The organism is Nonomuraea sp. NPDC049419 (assembly GCF_040676995.1).
Taxonomy (GTDB): Bacteria; Actinomycetota; Actinomycetes; order Streptosporangiales; family Streptosporangiaceae; genus Nonomuraea; species Nonomuraea salmonea.
This window is the reverse complement of sequence record NZ_JBFAQB010000001.1, coordinates 1,022,153-1,040,977: the sequence shown is the minus strand read 5'-3', so window position 1 is coordinate 1,040,977 and position 18,825 is coordinate 1,022,153. Positions and strand designations below refer to the sequence as shown.

Sequence of the window (18,825 nt, the reverse complement as noted above, 5' to 3'; positions counted from 1 at the left end):
AGCGAGGAACCCCGTGCCTGGACCCCAGTACATCGCAGCCATCGACCAGGGCACCACGTCCAGCCGGTGCATCGTCTTCGACGAGGGCGGCCACATCATCTCCGTCGCCCAGCGCGAGCACCGCCAGATCTTCCCCCGCCCCGGCTGGGTCGAGCACGACGCCGACGAGATCTGGCAGTCCGTACGCGGCGTGCTGGCCGAGGCGGTCACCGGGGCCGGCATCGACGACGGGCAGATCGCCGCGCTCGGCATCACCAACCAGCGCGAGACCACCGTGCTGTGGGACCGCGCCACCGGCCGCCCGGTCTGCCCCGCCGTGGTCTGGCAGGACACCCGCACAGACGCGCTCACCCGGTCGCTGGCCGAGCAGGAGCCGCTGTTCAGGGAGCGGGCCGGGCTGCCGCTGCACACCTACTTCTCCGGGCCCAAGATCCGCTGGCTGCTCGACGCGTACGATCTGCGCGAGCGCGCCGAGCGCGGCGAGGTGCTGTTCGGCACGATGGACAGCTGGCTGCTGTGGAACCTCACCGGCCGCCACATCACCGACGTGACCAACGCCAGCCGCACGATGCTGATGAACATCCACACCCTGACCTGGGACGACGAGCTGCTGGCCGCGCTCAGCGTGCCGCGCGCGATGCTGCCGGAGATCCGGCCGTCGGCCGAGGTCTACGGGCACACGGAGGCGGGCGTGCCGGTGGCGTCGGCGCTGGGCGACCAGCAGGCGGCGCTGTTCGGCCAGACCTGCTTCTCCCCCGGCGAGGTGAAGAGCACGTACGGCTCGGGCAGCTTCCTGCTGATGAACACCGGGCACGAGCCGGTCGTCTCCAAGCACGGCCTGCTGACCACCGTGGGCTACCAGATCGGCGAAGGACCGGCCACGTACGCGCTGGAGGGCGCCATCGCGGTCACCGGCTCGCTGGTGCAGTGGCTGCGCGACAACCTCGGCCTGATCTCCAGCGCGGCCGAGATCGAGACCCTCGCCAGGACCGTGGACGACAACGGCGGCTGCTACTTCGTCCCGGCGTTCTCGGGGCTGTTCGCGCCGCACTGGCGCTCCGACGCGCGCGGCGTGATCGCGGGGCTGACCGGGTTCGTGACGAAGGGGCACATCGCGCGGGCCGTGCTGGAGGCCACCGCGTGGCAGACCCGCGAGGTCGTGGACGCCATGAACGCCGACTCCGGGCTCGACCTGACGACGCTGCGCGCCGACGGCGGCATGACGGCCGACAACCTGCTCATGCAGACGCTGGCCGACGTGCTGGCGGTGCCGGTGATCAGGCCGATGGTGTCGGAGACGACCGCGCTCGGCGCCGCGTACGCCGCCGGGCTGGCCACCGGCTACTGGCCCGGCCTCGACAGCCTGCGCGCCAACTGGCACAAGGCGGCCGAGTGGCGGCCGGCCATCGACGAGGAGGCCCGCGAGCGCGAATACCGCAACTGGAAGAAGGCCGTGGCGAGGACCCTCGACTGGGTCGAGCAGGAGGAGACCGCATGACGACCACGATCGGCACCGACCGGGCGCAGGTCCGGCAGGAGCTCTCCACCACCACCTTCGACCTGCTGGTGATCGGCGGCGGCATCCTCGGCACCTCGGTGACCTGGATGGCCGCGCAGGCGGGGCTGCGGGTGGCGATGGTGGACGCGGGCGACTTCGCCGGCGCCACCTCCAGCGCCTCGTCCAAGCTCGTCCACGGCGGCCTGCGCTACTTGCAGACCGGCAACGTCAAGCTGGTGGCCGAGAACCACCGCGAGCGCCGGGCCCTGGCCGCCGACATCGCGCCCCACCTGGTCAAGCCGCTGACCTTCCTGGTGCCCATCTACAAGGGCGGGCCGCACGGCGCGGCCAAGCTGGGCGCGGGCGTGTTCCTGTACTCGGCGCTGTCGGTGTTCGGCGACGGCATGGGCAAGGTCATCACGCCGCACCAGGCCCTCGCCAAGGTGCCGGCGCTGCGCACGGAAGGGCTGCGGGGCGCCGCCGTCTACGGCGACCACCAGATGAACGACTCCCGCGTGGCCGTCATGACCGTACGCGCGGCCGTGGACGCGGGCGCCACCGTGCTCAACCACGCCGAGGTCGTCGGCCTGCGCAAGACGGGCGGCACCGTGACGGGCGCCGAGCTGCGCGACCGGCTCGACGGGGCCGAGTTCGGGGTGTCGGCCAGGCTCGTGCTCAACGCCACCGGGCCGTGGGTCGACCACCTGCGGCGCATGGAGGACCCGGGCGCGGCGCCGAGCATCCGGCTGTCCAAGGGCGCCCACCTGGTGCTGCGCCGGCATGAGCCGTGGAAGGCGGCGCTGACCACGCCGATCGACAAGTACCGGGTGTCGTTCGCCATTCCGTGGGAGGACCATCTGCTGCTCGGCACGACGGACGAGGCGTACGAGGGCGACCCCGCCGACGTGCGCCCGACCGAGGCCGACATCGCACAGATCCTCGACGAGGCGGGTCATTCCGTACGCGACGCCCAGCTCAGGCGCGAGGACATCACCTACGCCTTCGCCGGCCTGCGGGTGCTGCCCGGCGGGCCGAAGGAGGTGACCGCCGCCAAGCGGGAGACCGTGCTGAGCAGGGGGTCGGGCGGCATGCTGTCGGTGGCGGGCGGCAAGTGGACGACGTACCGGCACATCGGAAAGCACGTGCTCGACATCCTCGCCCACCTGCCCGGCCGGCCGCTCGGCGACGACCTGGCCGACATCCTGCCCGCGGTGCCGCTGCCCGGCGTGGCCAGCCCCGACGCGGTGGCGCTGCGCCTGTGGACCGACCGCGACCGCGACGCCCGCATGGACCCGCTGGTCGCCAGGCACCTCGCCACCCACTACGGCTCGATCGCGTTCGACCTGGCCAGGCTCATCCGCGAGGACCCGGCACTCGGCGAGCGCATCCACCCCGACGGGCCCGACATCTGGGCGCAGGCGGTCTACGCCCGTGACCACGAGTGGGCGGCCACGGTGGACGACGTCGTACGCCGCCGCACGACCCTGACCGTCCGCGGCCTCGACACGCCCGAGGTGCGGGAGCGGATCGCCACCCTGCTGGGGTGAGGTCACGTGGTCGCCTGGCAGCGCACGGCCATCAGCACGCCGACCGCCGCCAGGCAGGCCACGATCGACGAGCCGCCGTACGAGACGAACGGCAGCGGCACGCCCACGATCGGGGTCAGCCCCACCACCATGCCGACGTTGATGAACGTCTGCGCGGCCAGCCAGCAGGCGATCCCGGCCGCGGCCAGCCTGCCGTACGCGGTGGGAGCCGTCGCGGCGATCGCCAGCGCCCTGCGCAGCACCAGCCAGAGCAGGGCCAGCAGCAGCGCCGCCCCCGCGAACCCCAGCTCCTCGCCCGCGACGGTGAAGATGAAGTCCGTGTGCTGCTCCGGGACGAACCTGCCGCCGGTCTGGTCCCCTTGGAACAGGCCGCGGCCGAACAGCCCGCCGGAGCCGACCGTCACCAGCGCCTGCGCCGCGTTGTAACCGGCGCCCTGCGGGTCGGCCATCGGGTCGGCGAACGTGAGCAGCCGCTGCACCTGGTGCGGGCGCAGCAGCCCGAGGAACCAGGCCGCGACCGCCGCCCCCGCGCCCGCCCCGGCCAGCAATGCGAGCCACCGCCGGCGGACGCCCGCCAGCACCAGCATGCCACCGGTCGTCACCACCATGATCATCGCGGTGCCGAGGTCGGGCTGAAGCATGATGAGGCCGAGCGGCAGCCCGGCCGCCGCCAGCGCGAGCGGCACCCGCTGCCGTGACCGCTCGGCGAGCAGCGCGGCCAGCATGAGCACCAGCGTCACCTTGGCCGGCTCCGACGGCTGCACCTCCAGGCCGCCGGCGCTCAGCCACGACTGGGCGCCGTTGGCGGTCCTGCCCAGCGGGGTCAGCACGGCGGCCAGGCCCAGCACGCTCGCCAGGTAGGCGGGCAGCGTCCAGGCGCGCAGCGCTCCGGAGAGCGCCGCGACGGCGGCCATGACGGCCAGGCCGACCAGCACGTTCGCGGCCTGCCGCACCAGGTACGTCTGCGGGTCCTCCCCGGCCGCCGCCATCCTCGGCCGGGTCGCCGACCAGACCAGCAGCACGCCCGCCAGCGAGAGCACGAGCGCGGGCACGACCAACGCCCAGTCCACAGCCCGGGCGAGCCGCCGCGTCCGACCGCCCGGCAGCGCCCCGGCGGCCCGCAGGCGCCTGATGACCTGGGGGTCCTGTGTCGCGGTCATCGGCGCCCCCGCTCGGACAGCGCGTCTGATGGCTCAGGGGTTTTGGTCATCCGCTCGGGCTGTGCGCCTGACGGCGCGGGGGTTCTGGTCATCGGCGGGTCCGTTCGACGAGGGCGCGCTTTTCGCCTTCCAGGCCGTACATGCCGGACCAGATCTCGCGGACGGCGGGTGCGGCGGCCTCGCCGCCGGCGCCGCCTTTCGAGACGACGGCCACCACCACGTACTGAGGCTTGCCGGCGGGGGCGAAGGAGGCGAACCAGGAGGTGTCGGCGGCCCCGTACGCCTCCGCCGTGCCGGTCTTCCCGGCCACCGCGAGCTCGCCGAACGGGAAACCGGCGAACGCCTGCGCCGCCGTGCCCGACCTCGGCACCTCGGCGAGGGCGTCCCGCAGGTAGCGCAGGGTCGTCGCGGGCACCGGCAGCCGGCCCGCGACGGGCGGGGTGATCTCGCGGACCAGCGTGCCATCAGGCCCGCGCACCTCCTTGCCGACGCGCGGGCTGAACAGCGTGCCGCCGTTGGCCAGCGCCGCGTACGCGCGGGCCAGCTGCAGCGGCGTGACCAGCACGTCCCCCTGCCCGATCGAGAAGTTCGCGGCGTCACCCGCACTCCACGCGTGCCCGCCCGCGCAGTGCTCGGCGGCCACCGCCTTGAGGTAGGCGGCCCTGCGCGGGTCCTTCTTCGCGGTCTCCGGGTACCCCTTCCGGGCCCGCTCGCACGTCTCGTCTCTGGTAGCCGCCCAGTACGCCTTCTTCCACGCCCGATCGGGCACCCGGCCGGCCGCCTCCCCCGGCAGGTCCACGCCGGTCTTCGCGCCGAACCCGAACGCCCGCGCCATGCGCTGCATCCCCTCGTCGCCGCCCTTGCCCCACAGCTGCGCGGCGAACCGGTAGAAGATCGTGTCGCAGGAGACGACGAGCGCGCGGTGCAGGTTCATGGTGCCGAGGTCGGCGCCGCCCGCGTTGCGGAACGCGCGGTCGCCCACCCGGTACGAGCCAGGGCAGTCGTAGCGGCCGTCCAGGGCGTATCCGGAGGCAGCGGCCGCGGCCGCGGAGACGATCTTCCAGGTGGACGCGGGCGGCCACTGGCCCTGCACGGCCCGCGACAGCAGCCGGTCGTCGCTGGTCAGCCGCCGGTAGTCGGCCGCGCCGATGCCGCCCGTCCACACCCGGGGGTCGTAGCCGGGGACGGAGGCCATGGCCACGACCCTCCCGGTACGCGCCTCCAGCACCACGGCCGCCCCCGAGTCGGCGCCGCGCGCCCCGCGTACCGCCTTCTCGAGCGCCCGTTCCACGACCCGCTGCACGTCGGCGTCGATGCTGGTGACGAGCGTCGAACCGGGCACCGGTGGCTGCTCGCGCACCGTGCGCAGGACCTGGCCCGCGCTGTCCACCACCACCTCCCTGCTGCCTGGGCGGCCCCGCAGGTCGGCCTCGTACGCGGCCTCCAGCCCGTCCGCGCCCTTCCCCTCGCCGGGCGACAGGTAGCCGAGCACGTGCGCGGCCAGGTCGCCGCGCGGGTGGTCGCGTACGGGGGCGGGCGCCGCGCTCACGCCGGGGAAGTCCTCGGGCCGCTCGAGGATCTGCGTCGCCGTACGCTCCCGCACCCCCTCCGCCACCGGGATCGGCTGGTACGGCGAGCCCGCCCAGCACGGTTCGCCCGTCTTCGGCCCACACAGCCGGATCCGCCGGGCCAGCTCCATGTAGGGCCGGTCGAGCAGTTCGGCCAGCGCGCGCAGCGTGGCGCGGCCACCGTCGGGCTGCCGGCGCAGCGCCACCCGGTCGACCGAGACGGTCAGTTCGGCGCGGTTGCGGGCCAGCGGGCGGCCGCGGTCATCGAGGATGCGCCCGCGCACGGGCGGGACGGTGATGTGGCGTACGTGGTCGGCGACGGCGGCCCTGGTGTAGCGCTCGCCGTCCAGGATCTGCACCTGCCACAGACGTCCGAGCAGAGTGAGGAAGAGCGCGGCCACCAGCAGGTGCACCAGCGGCAGCCGGGAGCGTGATTGTCGCATCGGTAAGTCTCCGTGAGGCCCTGCGGCGCCCGGTCAGCAGGCGCCACATCAGCGGGCCGGCGATCAGGTTGCACGGGAACGCGGCGAGCGCCGCCCCCAGATCAGGCGGAAGTGCGACAGCCGCGGCGTCCGTCGAGAGGCCGATCGCCGTGGCGTCGGGGGCGTGGCCGGGCACGCCCGGCCAGACCTTCAGGACCAGCGCGGCGAGCACCGGCAGCAGGCCGCCCGCCGCGCTCGCGGCGAGCACCGGGACCAGGCCGCCCGCCACGCTCCCGGCGTTCACCCCCGCCGTGCCGGACAGCCGCCGTGCGAAGAGCCCGGCGACGTGCCCGGCCAGGCAGAGCAGCAGCGCGGTACGTCCAGCGGGCGGCAGGGCGGGCGGCACCAGGTCGGCCGCCAGCCCCGCCGCGAACCCGGCGACCGCTCCCCCGACGGGCCCCGTCGCAGCGCCCGCCGCCACCGCCACGAGCAGCGACAGGTCGGGCACCGGGAACGGCAGCCGCCCCAGCAGCGTCACCTGGAGCAGCGGGCCCAGCACCACCGCCGCCGCGACCCTAACCCGCACCTCTGATCACCCCCACCACATCGAGAGCGCCGAAGGCGACGGAAGACGTACCAGGGCGATCGCGACCCTAACCCGCATCCCTGATCACCCCCACCACATCGAGAGCGCCGAAGGCGACGGCGGGGCGCACCAGGGCGGTGCGGGTGAGCTGGTCGCGAGCGGGCTCCACGCGTTCGACGGTGCCCACGGGCACGCCGGGCGGGTATGGCCTGCTCCCGCTCGATCCCAGTGTCTCCACCCGCCGGCCGGGCCGCAGCTCGGTGTCAGGGTCGAGCAGCCGCAGGGTGAGCAGCCCGTCACGGCGGCCCTCGACGGTGCCGATCGCGCCGGATCCGGCCACTCTGACCCCTGTGACGGCCGAAGAGGCGGTGGTCGCGAGCACCGTGGCGACGTCGGGCCCGGCCTCCACGACCCGGCCGGCCAGGCCGTCCGCGGTGACGACGGCCATGTCCTCGCCGATGCCCGCCCGGGTGCCCGCGTCGATGGTGACGCTGTCGCCGCGTACCGCGACCACCCGCGCGTGCACGAGTGACAGACGTGGATGCGCGGCCTCGATCCGGTGGCGCTGGGCCTCACGGGCCCGCGCCGCCCGCTCCGCCCACAGTTCGGCCGCCAGCCGGGCGGCCCGCCGCTCGGCCTCCTCAGCCCGCCGCCGCGTCTCATCGGCCTCCGCGATCGTCCCGAACGGCCTGGTGGCCGCCCCAACCACCTGCTCAGCCGGCCCCATGACCGCGGCGGAGGCCGTCCGCACCACGGACGCATGCCCCCGCAGGTCGAGCGTGACCAGCACCGCACCGGCGACCAGCAACCCCACCAGCACCCGATGACGCCGCAGAAACCGCCCCCGCATCATGCACCCCCTCAGCTCACGCGCCTCACTCCACACCGCTCACCACGCCGCCCCGCACATCCGGCTCCATCGCGACGAACCGCCCCGCACCGCACCCGACGTCAACAGGGCACCGCCACAGCACGTGACGGCGCAGTCACCGCCTTAGCGCGTGTCGGCGCCCGTGTCGGGTCACCGTCTCGGGTCACCGTCTCGGTTCGGGGACCAGGACGCCGTGCAGCCGGTCGAACTCCTCCACGCAGCGCCCGGAGCCCAGCGCCACCGAGTGCAGCGGGTTGTCCACGGTGTTGATCGGCATGCCGGTCGCCTGGCTCAGCCGCCGGTCCAGGCCGCGCAGCAGCGCGCCGCCGCCGGTCAGCGTGATGCCGGTCCTGACCAGATCGCCGGCCAGCTCGGGCGGGCACTGGTCGAGCGCGGTCTGCACGGCGTCGATGATCGCGTGCACCGGCTCCTCGATCGCCTCGCGGACCTCGCCGGCCGAGATGGTGACCGTCCTCGGCAGCCCGCTGACCAGGTCACGGCCCCTGATCTCGGCTTTCGGCTCCTCCTCCTGCGGCCAGGCGAAGCCCAGCTCGATCTTGATCTGCTCGGCCGTGCGCTCGCCCAGCAGCAGCGAGTGCTCCTTCTTGACGTACGCGATGATCGCCTCGTCCAGCTCGTCGCCGCCGACCCGCAGGGACCGTGCGGTCACGATGCCGCCCAGCGAGATAACCGCCACCTCGGTGGTGCCGCCGCCGATGTCGACGACCATGCTGCCGACCGCCTCGTGCACCGGCAGCCCGGCTCCGATGGCGGCCGCCATGGGCTCCTCGATGACGTACACCTTGCGGGCCCCCGCCTGGTAACCCGCCTCCTTGACCGCCCGCTGCTCCACCCCGGTGGTGCCGCTCGGGATGGCCACGACCAGGCGCGGCTGGGTGAAGAGACGGCGGCGGTGCACCTTCTGGATGAAGTACCGCAACATGCGCTCCGCCACCTCCAGGTCGGTGATGACGCCGTCGGCGAGCGGGCGGATGGCCACGATGTGACCGGGCGTGCGGCCGATCATCTGTTTGGCCTCGGCGCCGACCGCGACGATCTTCTCGGTCCTGGTGTTCAGCGCCACGACCGAAGGCTCATCGAGGACGATGCCCCGGTTGCGGACGTAGACGAGCGTGTTGGCCGTGCCAAGGTCGACTGCCATGTCACGGCCGAGGAAATCCAGCACAGACATGTCCCCCCACAAGGACTCCTGGACCCACGGCTGACAGAGGAACAGCGGTCGGGGCGGTGTCGCACTTCCCCCGGATCAGCAAAACTTATAACTCCATGAGCAACTTTTCGCAACTTGTGCATAGAGATTATCTGCAGAGGGAGTTGCACCTGAACAGAGGTGGCGCAGGGCTCGGCCAGGGCAGGGGGTGGGCATGCGTACACCGATGAACGAAGCCCTGATCAGGCACTTCACGGACCTGCGCGACGGGGTGCACGGCCAGGCCGTCACGCGGGACGACAAGGAACGCCTCTTCGCCCGAGCCGTGGAGCTGCTCGACCCGGTGGCGCGCAGGGTGCTCGACGAGGCGAACGCCGATCTGCTGCTCGGCACCGGGGAGGTGGTCGCGAGCGGCGTCACCCGGTCGAGGGAGGGCGGGCTCAACGCGATGTGGTCGCTCACCTGGCCGGAACAGCGCGCCACGGGCGAGCAGCCGATCGCGGTCGTCGCCCACTTCGGCTGCGACTTCCACCACCCGCACCTGCGCGGCAACACGGTCGGCGACTGGCCGCTGAACGTCTTCGACGAGTCCGACGCGGCGGGGCAGCTCGACCTGCTCCGCGCGATCGCCGCCGCCGACGCACACAACCTGGTCTTCCAGGAGAGCTACCGCCTGATGCCCGCCCTGACCACCGCCATCCCGACCTCCTGACCGCCATGGGACGGCCCTAGCCGGGAAGGGCGGGCTTGGCGTCGCTCCAGCCCGAGTCCATGATCAGCCAGGAGTCCAGCGTCCTGCCGGGAACCTGCCACTTCTCGCTGTCAGGGCCGGGTTCGAGCTGGACGTGGCGACGGCCGAGGACCTTGCCGGTCCGCTGGTCGAAGAGCACCTCCTCCTGGAGGGTGCCGCGCCCGTCAGCGGTTTCGAAGGATGCGGCGAGGCCGACCGCGGGACGGCCGAGCAGATCCCTGACGGCGCCCAGCCCCCGCACGCCCGGATAGTCGGTGATCAGGCGCATGAGACCGGCTCGCACCTTGGGCGGCACGGGTGTGTCGGTGAGGACGGAGAACGCCTGGTCGAGCACCTTCTTGGGGTTGTCGCAACGCTTCGGCGCCCCCGACCCGCCGTCGAGGAACCTGACCGAGCCCTCGCACAGCAACTCGTACAACCCTGCTGAGTCGGTGGGCAGCTCTTGGAGCTCCTGATAGGTGAACTGACCGATGCCGGGGATGTGGAAGATGCCGCCGCCTCCGGCGTCCGGATCGTCCTCCTGCCAGGCACCGGACTTCGCGCTGACGGTCCTGGTCACGCCCGACGAGCTTCTTGCGGGCCCGGTTGAGCCGCGAGGAGACCGTCCCGAAGGGCACGTCCAGCGCCTGCGCCACCTCCTCGTAGCTCAGCTCGCCGAGCGCCACCAGCAGCAGCACGTCACGCTGGTCCGCGGGCAGGGCGGCGATGGCCCTGGCCAGGGTCCTCTTGACGGCCTGGGCACTCACCTTCGCCGTCACCTCGTCCTCGTGGCCTCCGACCGGCTTCGCCCCCGGTTGAAGCCGGTCCACGGCGCGGAGGAGACGTACCTCGTCGCGCCGGTGCCGGCTGATGAGGTTGGTCGCGATGCCGTAGAGCCAGGGGCGGGCGCTGCGACGGCGCAGGTCGTAGCGGCGACGCTCGCGGAAGGCCAGGGCGAACGTCTCGGCGGAGACGTCGTCGGCGGCCTGCGGGCCGAGCCTGCGGGAGGCGTACCGGTGGATCTCCGCGTAGTGCGCGTCGAAGACGGCGCCGAAACGCTCGGGCTCCTGCCAGGACCCTTCGATCGCCGCTGCGTCGTCCTGCGACGGTGAGGCGGTGTCCGGGGGGTCGGCCAGGTGCGGCTCATTCATTGCGCGGCCTCGTGGTCGGCGGGACGTCGGTCACCTGTTGTTGCCCGCAGGCCGCCGTCGCCTTCCCCTTGACCTCACCACAACGGTGCGGCAAGCGAACAGCCCGACCGGCCCAGGTGCGGTGGGCGGGTCGGGCTGGTGGAGAGAAACGCTCGCGGGGCGATCACCTGAGCGCCCCGCCCCGGGAGGTCAGGCCTCGGTGAAGCCGCGGGCGCGGCCACCGGCCGACTCGCGGACGGCGGCGGCCACCGCGGTGGCGACGTCGGGGTGGAAGACGCTGGGGATGATGTAGTTGGGCCCCAGCTCCTCGGGGGTGACGACGGCGGCGAGCGCGCCGGCGGCGGCCAGCAGCATCTCCTGTGTCACCTCGGTGGCCTGCGCGTCGAGCAGCCCGCGGAACACCCCGGGGAAGGCCAGCACGTTGTTGATCTGGTTGGGGTAGTCGGAGCGGCCGGTGGCGATCACGGCGGCGTGTTCGCGGGCCTCGTCGGGCGAGACCTCGGGCTCGGGGTTGGCCAGCGCGAACACGACCGGGCTGTCGGCCATCGCGGCGATGTCGTCGCCGGTGAGGATGCCGGGCGCGGACACGCCCACGAACACGTCGGCGCCCTTGACCGCGCCGCGCAGGTCGCCGGCGTAGCCCTCGGCGTTGGTGTGGTCGGCGATCCAGCGCAGCGACTCGTCGAGGTCGTCGCGCCCCTTGTGGACGGCGCCGAGGTAGTCGCAGACGACGACGTTGCGGGCGCCGGCCGCCAGCAGCAGCCGCAGCACGGCGTTGCCCGCCGCGCCCGCGCCCGCCATGGTGATCTTGACGGTCTCGATGCTCTTGTCGACCACCCGCAGCGCGTTGGTGAGCGCCGCGAGCACGCAGATGGCGGTGCCGTGCTGGTCGTCGTGGAAGACCGGGATGTCGAGCAGCTCGCGCAGCCGGCGCTCGACCTCGAAGCAGCGCGGCGCCCCGATGTCCTCGAGGTTGATGCCGCCGAACCCGGGCGCGATGACCTGCACGGTACGGACGATCTCGTCGACGTCCTGGGTGTCGAGGCAGATCGGCCAGGCGTCGATGCCGGCGAAGCGTTTGAACAGCGCCGCCTTGCCCTCCATGACCGGCAGCGCCGCCTCAGGCCCGATGTTGCCGAGGCCCAGCACGGCCGAGCCGTCGGTGACGACGGCCACGGTGTTGCGCTTGATGGTCAGGCGCCGCGCGTCCTCCTTGTTGCGCGCGATCGCCATCGACACGCGCGCCACCCCCGGCGTGTACGCCATGGACAGCTCGTCGCGGTTGCGCAGCGGCACCTTCGACTTCATCTCGATCTTGCCGCCGAGATGCATGAGGAACGTGCGGTCGGACACCTTGTGGATGACGACGCCCTCGACGGCCTCGAGCTGGTCGACGATGGCCTGGGCGTGGTCGGTGTCCCTGGCCGCGCAGGTCACGTCGATGCGGAGCTTCTCGTGCCCCGCGTTGGTGACGTCGAGGGCGGTGACGACGCCCCCTGCCGACTCTACGGCGTGGGTGAGCAGGCTGACGGCCTTGCCGCCTGCGGGCACCTCGAGCCGCACGGTGATGGAGTACGACACACTCGGGACGGTCGCCACGTCAATCGCTCCTTCGGGACTGACCAAGAATGCCTCCCATGTTAGGGGGCTTTCGGTCAACCCAGTGCCTCGGCGGCCAGGACGATCAGCTCGACGCACGCCGTCACGGGAATGGTGGTGCTGTCGAGAACCAGGTGATATTGGCACGGATCGGCCGGGTCGACGCGGTAGAAGTGGCGTACGTACGCGGTCCTCGCCCGGTCGTTGTCCTCGATGACGCGCCGCGCCTCGCGCTCGCTCAGCTCGGCGAGCGTGGCCGTCTGCCTGACGCGCCGCTTGAGCGGCGCGTCGAGCCGGACGTGCAGCGCGCCGGGATGGTCGGCGAGCACCACCGCGCCGGCCCGCCCGAGGAACACGCCGCCGTGGTCGCCGGCCATCTCCCTGAGCAGCCGCTCGGTGTGGCGGACGAACTCCTCGGGCGCGAGCGGCATCGCGCCGGGGACGTACATGTCGACGCCGCCGAACGTCACCGTGGGCAGCCGCATGGCCCCGGAGAACAGCCGGCCGAGGCCGTGCTCGGCGCGGTCGTCGTGGGCCAGCGCCTCCTCCAGCGTGCAGCCCAGGTGCTGGGCCACCGTGCTGGGGATGGCCCGGTCGACGAAGGGCACGCCGAGCCGCTCGGCCACGGCCGGGCCGATCTGGTTGCCGGCCGTGCCGTATGTCGCCGATATGGTGACGACCCGCATATCCCCAGGTTAGAACAGGGCGCTCGCCAACGCCCTACGCGCCTTCGCCAAAGATGGGTCTTCGGCCGGCAAGGCGTCGAAAAGCCCCAGCAAATGCTTTCTCGCACGGTCGCGGTCGTCGCCCGAGGTGCGCTTGACCACGGCGATGACGCGGTTGAACGCCTCGTCGACCGAGCCTGACAGCATCTCGAGGTCGGCGGCCATGAGCTGGGCGTCGAGGTCGTCGGGGTCCTGGGCGCGCCGCTGCACCTCGGCGGGGTCGGCCTCGGCCGTGCGCTTGATGAGACTGACCCCCGCCAGCCCCATCTTCGCGTCCTCGTCGCCGGGCGCGCGGGCCAGCAGCCGCTCGTAGGCCGCGATCGCCGCGTCGTAGTCGCCCGCGTCGATGGCCTGCTCGGCCGCCACCAGGTCGGGGTCGGCCGGCGGGCCGGCCTGCGCCTCGGGCTCGCCGCCCTCGGCCTCCGGCGGCCTGGCGCCGGGGTTGGCCTGGTAGAACTGCTCGACCGCGCCCATCAGCTCGTCGAGCCAGCGCCGCACCTCCTGCTCGGGCAGCACCTGCTGGAAGCCGGTCACGGCCTGGCCCTGGAAGATCGCCAGCACGGTCGGCACGGCCTGCACGCGCAGCGCCTGGGCGATCTGCGGGCTGGCATCGACGTTGACCTTCGCCAGGACGGCCTTGCCGCCCAGGTCGCCGACGACCTTCTCCAGCACCGGGCTGAGCTGGGCACTGCCAGGAGCCCGCGGCGACCAGAGGTCGAGGACGACCGGCACGGTCATCGAGCGCTCGATGACATCGGCCGTGAACGTCTCCTCGGTCACGTCGACGACTGAGGCCGACGCCGCCTGGGGACCTGCCGCCTCCCGCCGGGCCTGCGCCTCAAGAGCCTGCTTGCGCGCGCCCAGGTCTATCGCTCCGTAGAGTGACCCGGGCTTAGAGAAGTCCGCCATGCCCTTCATCTTGCCGCATGGACGAAGCCGGGAAGTCACCCGCCGCCACCCGTAGCGTGCGCAACTGGTCGAACATCTGGTGGAGTTCGTCCTCGGCGTACATCGACAGACCGAACTCGGCGGCCATGAGGTCGGCGGTGGCGCGGCGCACGACGTCCCGGCCGGCCTCGGTGATCTCGGCGAGCACGCCGCGGCCGTCGCGGGGGTTGGGGCGACGCGTCACGAACCCGGACTTCTCCAGCCTGTCCACCGTGTTCGTCACGCTCGTGGGATGAACCATGAGACGTTCGCCGATCTTGGACAGCGGGAGCGCGCCCGTCCTGCTGAAGGTCAACAGCACCAGCGCCTCGTATCTGGCGAAGGTCAAGTCGTATGGCTTCAGGAGCGAGTCAAGTTGCGACAGCAGGATCTGATGCGCTCTCATGATCGAGGTGACGGCGGCCATGGCGGAGGAAGGTCCGAAGTGAGCGCGCCAGCTCTCCGCGGCGCGGTCGATGGGGTCGAACGGCAGGTTGAGCGGCTTCGGCTGCGACACAGCGATACGGTAGCGCGCCGGTCATCCCGGTTCGTCTGATTACTCTCAGCGACAGCTCTCTTTGCTTGACCAAGAATCCGGACGCCAATCATCACGCTCAGTTATGGTTCTCGTACGTATGGTGACGCGGACGCCAAGTTCACGGCCTGTGGGGACGGGCCAGGACCGCGCGGCGGCCGCGTCGCCTAGGGGCACGGGGGGTGCTTGATGAACGTCAACGGGGATAAGGGTGCGTGAGCACGCGGGCGTTTCACGGGAGGAGCTGAAGCACAGCGCGGCCGTCACGGTTGCCGTCCTGCTTGCTGTCGGCCTGATCGCGGCGTGGAACGTCCTGATCCCGGGTGTGGACGCGTGGGAGAACATCGTGGCCGCGGTCATCGGCTCGCTCCGGCTGACCGGGCCCGTCGCCGCGGCCTTCGCCGCCTGGGTGGCGCTGCGCAAGCGCCGGGCGCTGCGCGGGCGCTCGCTCACGACGTGGCGGGCGCTCAAGGCGCCGCTGGCGATCGTGGTGGTGGTGCTGGGCTCGTTCGGCGCCACGGTGCTGGTGCTCGCCGTCAAGACGGTGCTCACCGACCAGGCCGGCCGGCTCAGCCTCTCGGGGCTCGGCATGGGCATGGCGGGACTGGCGCTCTACTCGGTGATCGGGTGGGTGGCCGGATGGGTGGTGCCGAAGCCGTACACGCCGCCAGTCGCGGGGCTGGCCTGCTACGGGGTGTTCTCGTGGCTGGCCGACGACCGCGGGTGGGCCGACAAGCTCGCGCCGGGCACCGGCGAGCCGTACGACCTGTTCCAGGGGCTCAGCGGGGCGCCGTTCTTCGACCAGACGATCTGGCTGCTCGGCCTCACCGCCGCGCTGCTGCTCGGCTGGGCGGCGCTGGTGACCAGGCAGGCCATGGTGCTGGCGTGCGCGCTGCTCGCCGTGCTCGCGGCCGGCATGGGCGTCTCGCGGGTGCTGACCCAGGCGAAGCCGGCCGCCGCGGTGGACATCGCCTACAGCTGCCAGGAGTGGCCGATCACCGTGTGCGTGCATCCGGGCATGCGGGCGGGGCTGACCGAGCTGGGGGCGGCGTTCACGCAGATCGCCTCGCGGCTCGCGGGCACGCCCGCCGCGTTCACGCGGGTGGAGCAGCGCCCGCTGGACGACGCGCTCAAGCCGGCCAACGGGCTGGCCCCCGTGCACGTGCCCGACCTGTCGGCGGGGTTCGCCGAGGAGGCGGCGTACGAGTACGTCGAGTCGCTCGCGCCCCGCTGCCCGACCACAGTCGCCGAGGGCTACCGCCAGATCGTCACGGCCTGGCTGCGCGGCGAGCCGCTGCCGGGCACCCCGCTGCCCGAGCACCAGTACGCGACCCAGTGGTTCTCATCGCTGAGCGAGCCGCAGCGCCGCGAGTGGCTGCGCATGTTCTACACCGACTTCCAGGGCTGCCGGCTGTCGAGCACGCACTTCGGCGGCGGCCCCGCGCACGCGGGCATGACCCCGTCGGTGCGCCCGACCCCCGAGTCGAGCCACGTCTACCCCGTCTACCCGACGCCCGGCGGTTCCGCCAGGTCGGCGCCGCAGACGCCCGGCGCGGGCGGGGTGAGCTCGGTGGCGAACACCGGGGACGTCTCCTAAAAGGAGCCAAGTTGTCACCATAGAGCGGGCACTGATGATCGCCCAGCGGGTAGTCATGCTCGCATGACGACTTCCCAGACGACGCCGCCCGCGGTGGCCTCGGGGCGCCGCCGGTGGTGGCGGCTCGCGGCGGGCCTGCTGGTCGTGGCGGTGCTGCTGGTGGTGGCCGGGCGGCTGGCCTGGTCGTGGCTCGACCCGCTGGGCGAGCGGACCATCGACCGCAGCCAGCCGGTGCTGCTGCAGTCCATCAAGGACCTGAGCAGGTTCGAGGCCGCGACGGGGAACTTCCAGGTGGTCGTCGACCTGGAGAAGGACGCCGCGTTCCTGCCGGACGCCATCAAGGGCACGCGCACGCTGTTCGTCGGCGCGGGCGGCGTGGACGCGTACGTGGACTTCTCGACGCTCGCCACGAACGGCGTGACGGTGTCGCAGGACCGCACCGAGGCCACCGTACGCGTGCCGCGCGCGCAGCTCGAGAAGCCGAACCTGGACAACAACCGCTCCTACGTCTTCGCCCACCAGCGCGGTCTGTTCGACCGGGTGAGCGACTTCCTGTCCGGCTCCCCCGCCGACCAGCGCGAGCTCTATCTCCTGGCGGAGAAGAAGATCACCGAGGCGGCCGTGGCGAGCGACCTGCGGGCCAGGGCCGACGCCAACACCAAGGCGATGCTGTCCGGCATGCTCAGGTCGCTGGGCTTCACGAAGGTCACGGTGAAGTTCACCGACGAGCCCTAGAGAGGCGCCTTAGGCGTTCCCTCGCACCCGTCTAAGTACTTCCTGTCTGCGCGATGCCGAGAGATAGGACATCCGCCCGATGTGCGGATGGGGGCCTTAGGCGGAGTCTTAAGAGTGCAGGGAACGAACCGAAGGAGCACTCGGATGCACGCCGAACTCGAATACACCGTCATGCAGCACCACGCCTCCGAACTGCGCCGCGCGGCCGCCGAGCACCGCCGCGCACGCGAGGCAGGGCAGGAGCGGCCGGCCGAGCGCCGGCACCGCTCGGTGTTCGCCCGTCTGCTGTCCTCATGACCGCCCACAAGCAGCCCGGCCGCACCCTCCCTCGCGGCCGGGCTGAAGCGCCTCCTTAGCGGGGCGGCCGCGTTCCCCGCCCGAATCCTGGTCGGGCTCAGGGAGACGGCATTCCGAGGCCCCGGTCCCGTTCCTGGCGGACCGGGGCTTCGCGTCTGCCCGCCTGCCGTCACATTGTGCGACCGCTCGTGTGCGGAGGATGATGCCGGTATGAGCAGGCGCGCACTGGTGTGGAGCGGCTCCGCGGTCGCGGTCGTCGCCCTGGTGGGGCTGGTCGTCTACGTCGCGCGGACGGGGCTGGACGAGGCCGACAAGCTGGCCGGGGTGATCGGCGCGTTCGTCGGCCTGGCCGGGCTGGGCGTCTCGGTGTACGGCATGGTCCGCGGCGGCCCGCCCGCAGGCCCAGGACCGGGCTCCGTGGTCGTCAAGGGCGACAACTCAGGCGTCATCGCCACCGGCGACGCCGCCGACGTCCGCATGACGACGGAGCCCGACCCCTGACATCGGGCTCAGGACCTGGGGACGCTGATCAGCAGCGCGTCGCCCTGGCCGCCGCCGCCGCACAGACCGGCCGCGCCCAGCCCGCCGCCCCTGCGGCGCAGCTCGTGGGCCAGCGTCAGCACGATGCGTGCGCCCGACGCGCCGATCGGGTGGCCGAGCGCGATGCCGCCGCCGTTGACGTTGACCTTGTCGAGCGGCACGCCCAGCTCCTTGACCGACTGGAGCACCACGCTGGCGAACGCCTCGTTGATCTCCACCAGGTCGAGGTCGTCGGCCGTGACGCCCTGCCTGGCCATGGCGTGCTTGATGGCGTTGGCGGGCTGCGACTGCAGGGACGCGTCGGGGCCCGCGACGTTGCCGTGGCGGCCGATCTCGGCCAGCCAGGGCAGCCCCAGCTCCTCGGCCTTCGACTTCGACATGACGACGACCGCGCAGGCGCCGTCGGAGATCTGGGAGGCGGAGCCCGCGGTGATCGTGCCGTCGGCGGCGAAGGCGGGGCGGAGCTTGGCGAGCGTCTCGGCGGTGGTGTCACCGCGTACGCCCTCGTCCTCCTTGACGACGACCGGCTCGCCCCTGCGCTGCGGGATCTCGACGGGGACGATCTCGTCCTCGAAGACGCCGTTCTTGATCGCGGCGGCGGCGAGCTGGTGTGAACGGGCCGACAGGCCGTCCTGCTCCTCGCGGCCGATGCCGAGCCTGGCGTTGTAGCGCTCGGTGGACTCGCCCATCGCGCACTGGTCGAACGCGCAGAACAGGCCGTCGTGCGCCATCGAGTCGACGACCTCCGAGCCGCCGTACTTGACGCCCCTGCGCAGCCCCGGGAGCAGGTGGGGCGCGTTGGTCATGGACTCCATGCCGCCGGCCACCACGATGTCGAACTCGCCCGCCCTGATGAGCTGGTCGGCCAGCGCGATGGCGTCGAGGCCCGACAGGCACACCTTGTTGATCGTGATGGAGGGGACGGTCATCGGGATGCCGGCCTTGACGGCGGCCTGGCGTGAGGGGATCTGCCCGGCGCCGGCCTGGAGGACCTGGCCCATGATGACGTACTCGACCGCGTCGGGCGCGACCCCGGCCCGCTCCAGCGCCGCCTTGATGGCGATGCCGCCGAGCTCGACGGCCTGCAGCCCGGACAGCGAACCGAGCAGCCTGCCGATGGGGGTGCGAGCTCCGGCGACGATGACGGAACCTGACATGACAACGGC

Annotated in this window: 18 protein-coding genes and 1 pseudogene; 7 read left to right on the top strand and 12 right to left on the bottom strand. The window is 72.4% G+C overall.

All coding sequences use genetic code 11. The features are described from left to right. The first annotated feature begins 13 nt into the window (after nucleotides 1-13). On the top strand, nucleotides 14-1,498 hold the full coding sequence (gene glpK, locus AB0K12_RS04810) for a glycerol kinase GlpK (protein WP_364555586.1): 1,485 nt from the start codon (nucleotides 14-16) through the stop codon (nucleotides 1,496-1,498). Then, a complete protein-coding gene (locus AB0K12_RS04805; RefSeq protein WP_364555584.1) occupies nucleotides 1,495-3,045 on the top strand; it encodes a glycerol-3-phosphate dehydrogenase/oxidase in 1,551 nt (516 codons plus the stop codon). The genes glpK and AB0K12_RS04805 overlap by 4 nt, the downstream gene beginning before the upstream one ends. Before the next feature lie 2 nt (nucleotides 3,046-3,047). On the opposite strand, the gene rodA is transcribed toward AB0K12_RS04805, so the two are convergent. From rodA to AB0K12_RS04780, 5 genes are all read right to left on the bottom strand, one after another. Continuing rightward, nucleotides 3,048-4,205 (bottom strand): rod shape-determining protein RodA, encoded by a 1,158-nt coding sequence (gene rodA / locus AB0K12_RS04800; RefSeq protein ID WP_364555583.1) that lies wholly within the window; start codon nucleotides 4,203-4,205, stop codon nucleotides 3,048-3,050. A gap of 88 nt (nucleotides 4,206-4,293) precedes the next feature. Then, nucleotides 4,294-6,153 carry a penicillin-binding protein 2 gene (gene mrdA, locus AB0K12_RS04795; protein WP_364555755.1) on the bottom strand — a complete coding sequence of 620 codons (1,860 nt, stop codon included), beginning with the start codon at nucleotides 6,151-6,153 and terminating at the stop codon, nucleotides 4,294-4,296. Continuing rightward, a complete protein-coding gene (locus AB0K12_RS04790) occupies nucleotides 6,035-6,781 on the bottom strand; it encodes a hypothetical protein (protein WP_364555582.1) in 747 nt (248 codons plus the stop codon). The genes mrdA and AB0K12_RS04790 overlap by 119 nt, the downstream gene beginning before the upstream one ends. A gap of 67 nt (nucleotides 6,782-6,848) precedes the next feature. Then, nucleotides 6,849-7,634, bottom strand: coding sequence for a rod shape-determining protein MreC (gene mreC, locus AB0K12_RS04785; protein ID WP_364555581.1), 786 nt, complete (start codon nucleotides 7,632-7,634; stop codon nucleotides 6,849-6,851). A 181-nt stretch (nucleotides 7,635-7,815) separates the two neighbouring features. Beyond that, nucleotides 7,816-8,844, bottom strand: a complete 1,029-nt coding sequence (locus tag AB0K12_RS04780; protein ID WP_364555579.1) for a rod shape-determining protein — start codon at nucleotides 8,842-8,844, stop codon at nucleotides 7,816-7,818. Nucleotides 8,845-9,037: 193 nt separating this feature from the next. On the opposite strand from AB0K12_RS04780, the gene AB0K12_RS04775 reads away from it, so the two are divergent. Continuing rightward, nucleotides 9,038-9,535 (top strand): hypothetical protein, encoded by a 498-nt coding sequence (locus AB0K12_RS04775; RefSeq protein ID WP_364555577.1) that lies wholly within the window; start codon nucleotides 9,038-9,040, stop codon nucleotides 9,533-9,535. A gap of 16 nt (nucleotides 9,536-9,551) precedes the next feature. Here the strand turns inward: AB0K12_RS04775 and AB0K12_RS04770 are convergent, their stop codons facing one another. From AB0K12_RS04770 to AB0K12_RS04745, 6 genes and pseudogenes are all read right to left on the bottom strand, one after another. Beyond that, nucleotides 9,552-10,133: a hypothetical protein gene (locus AB0K12_RS04770; RefSeq protein ID WP_364555758.1), complete on the bottom strand. Its 582-nt coding sequence runs from the start codon at nucleotides 10,131-10,133 to the stop codon at nucleotides 9,552-9,554. A 19-nt stretch (nucleotides 10,134-10,152) separates the two neighbouring features. Beyond that, nucleotides 10,153-10,704, bottom strand: a pseudogene (locus AB0K12_RS04765) (RNA polymerase sigma factor); the annotation flags it as partial. A gap of 189 nt (nucleotides 10,705-10,893) precedes the next feature. Continuing rightward, nucleotides 10,894-12,303: an NAD-dependent malic enzyme gene (locus tag AB0K12_RS04760; RefSeq protein WP_364555576.1), complete on the bottom strand. Its 1,410-nt coding sequence runs from the start codon at nucleotides 12,301-12,303 to the stop codon at nucleotides 10,894-10,896. A gap of 56 nt (nucleotides 12,304-12,359) precedes the next feature. Next, nucleotides 12,360-12,989: a cytidylate kinase-like family protein gene (locus AB0K12_RS04755; RefSeq protein WP_364555574.1), complete on the bottom strand. Its 630-nt coding sequence runs from the start codon at nucleotides 12,987-12,989 to the stop codon at nucleotides 12,360-12,362. A 9-nt stretch (nucleotides 12,990-12,998) separates the two neighbouring features. Next, nucleotides 12,999-13,937, bottom strand: coding sequence for a tetratricopeptide repeat protein (locus tag AB0K12_RS04750; protein ID WP_345397659.1), 939 nt, complete (start codon nucleotides 13,935-13,937; stop codon nucleotides 12,999-13,001). Continuing rightward, a complete protein-coding gene (locus AB0K12_RS04745) occupies nucleotides 13,921-14,472 on the bottom strand; it encodes a MarR family transcriptional regulator (protein ID WP_364555572.1) in 552 nt (183 codons plus the stop codon). The genes AB0K12_RS04750 and AB0K12_RS04745 overlap by 17 nt, the downstream gene beginning before the upstream one ends. Before the next feature lie 229 nt (nucleotides 14,473-14,701). On the opposite strand from AB0K12_RS04745, the gene AB0K12_RS04740 reads away from it, so the two are divergent. The 4 genes from AB0K12_RS04740 to AB0K12_RS04725 all read left to right on the top strand — a co-directional run bounded on the left by AB0K12_RS04740 (nucleotide 14,702) and on the right by AB0K12_RS04725 (nucleotide 17,620). Continuing rightward, complete coding sequence (locus AB0K12_RS04740) at nucleotides 14,702-16,087, top strand: hypothetical protein (RefSeq protein ID WP_364555570.1); 1,386 nt, start codon at nucleotides 14,702-14,704, stop codon at nucleotides 16,085-16,087. A gap of 63 nt (nucleotides 16,088-16,150) precedes the next feature. Further along, nucleotides 16,151-16,822: a DUF4230 domain-containing protein gene (locus tag AB0K12_RS04735; RefSeq protein WP_364555568.1), complete on the top strand. Its 672-nt coding sequence runs from the start codon at nucleotides 16,151-16,153 to the stop codon at nucleotides 16,820-16,822. A gap of 144 nt (nucleotides 16,823-16,966) precedes the next feature. Then, nucleotides 16,967-17,119: a hypothetical protein gene (locus tag AB0K12_RS04730; protein WP_345397648.1), complete on the top strand. Its 153-nt coding sequence runs from the start codon at nucleotides 16,967-16,969 to the stop codon at nucleotides 17,117-17,119. A 210-nt stretch (nucleotides 17,120-17,329) separates the two neighbouring features. After that, nucleotides 17,330-17,620 (top strand): hypothetical protein, encoded by a 291-nt coding sequence (locus AB0K12_RS04725; protein ID WP_364555567.1) that lies wholly within the window; start codon nucleotides 17,330-17,332, stop codon nucleotides 17,618-17,620. An 8-nt stretch (nucleotides 17,621-17,628) separates the two neighbouring features. Here the strand turns inward: AB0K12_RS04725 and AB0K12_RS04720 are convergent, their stop codons facing one another. After that, the gene (locus AB0K12_RS04720; protein WP_364555566.1) at nucleotides 17,629-18,816 is read right to left on the bottom strand and encodes an acetyl-CoA C-acetyltransferase; all 1,188 of its coding nucleotides are present in this window, start codon (nucleotides 18,814-18,816) and stop codon (nucleotides 17,629-17,631) included. Nucleotides 18,817-18,825: the final 9 nt, after the last annotated feature.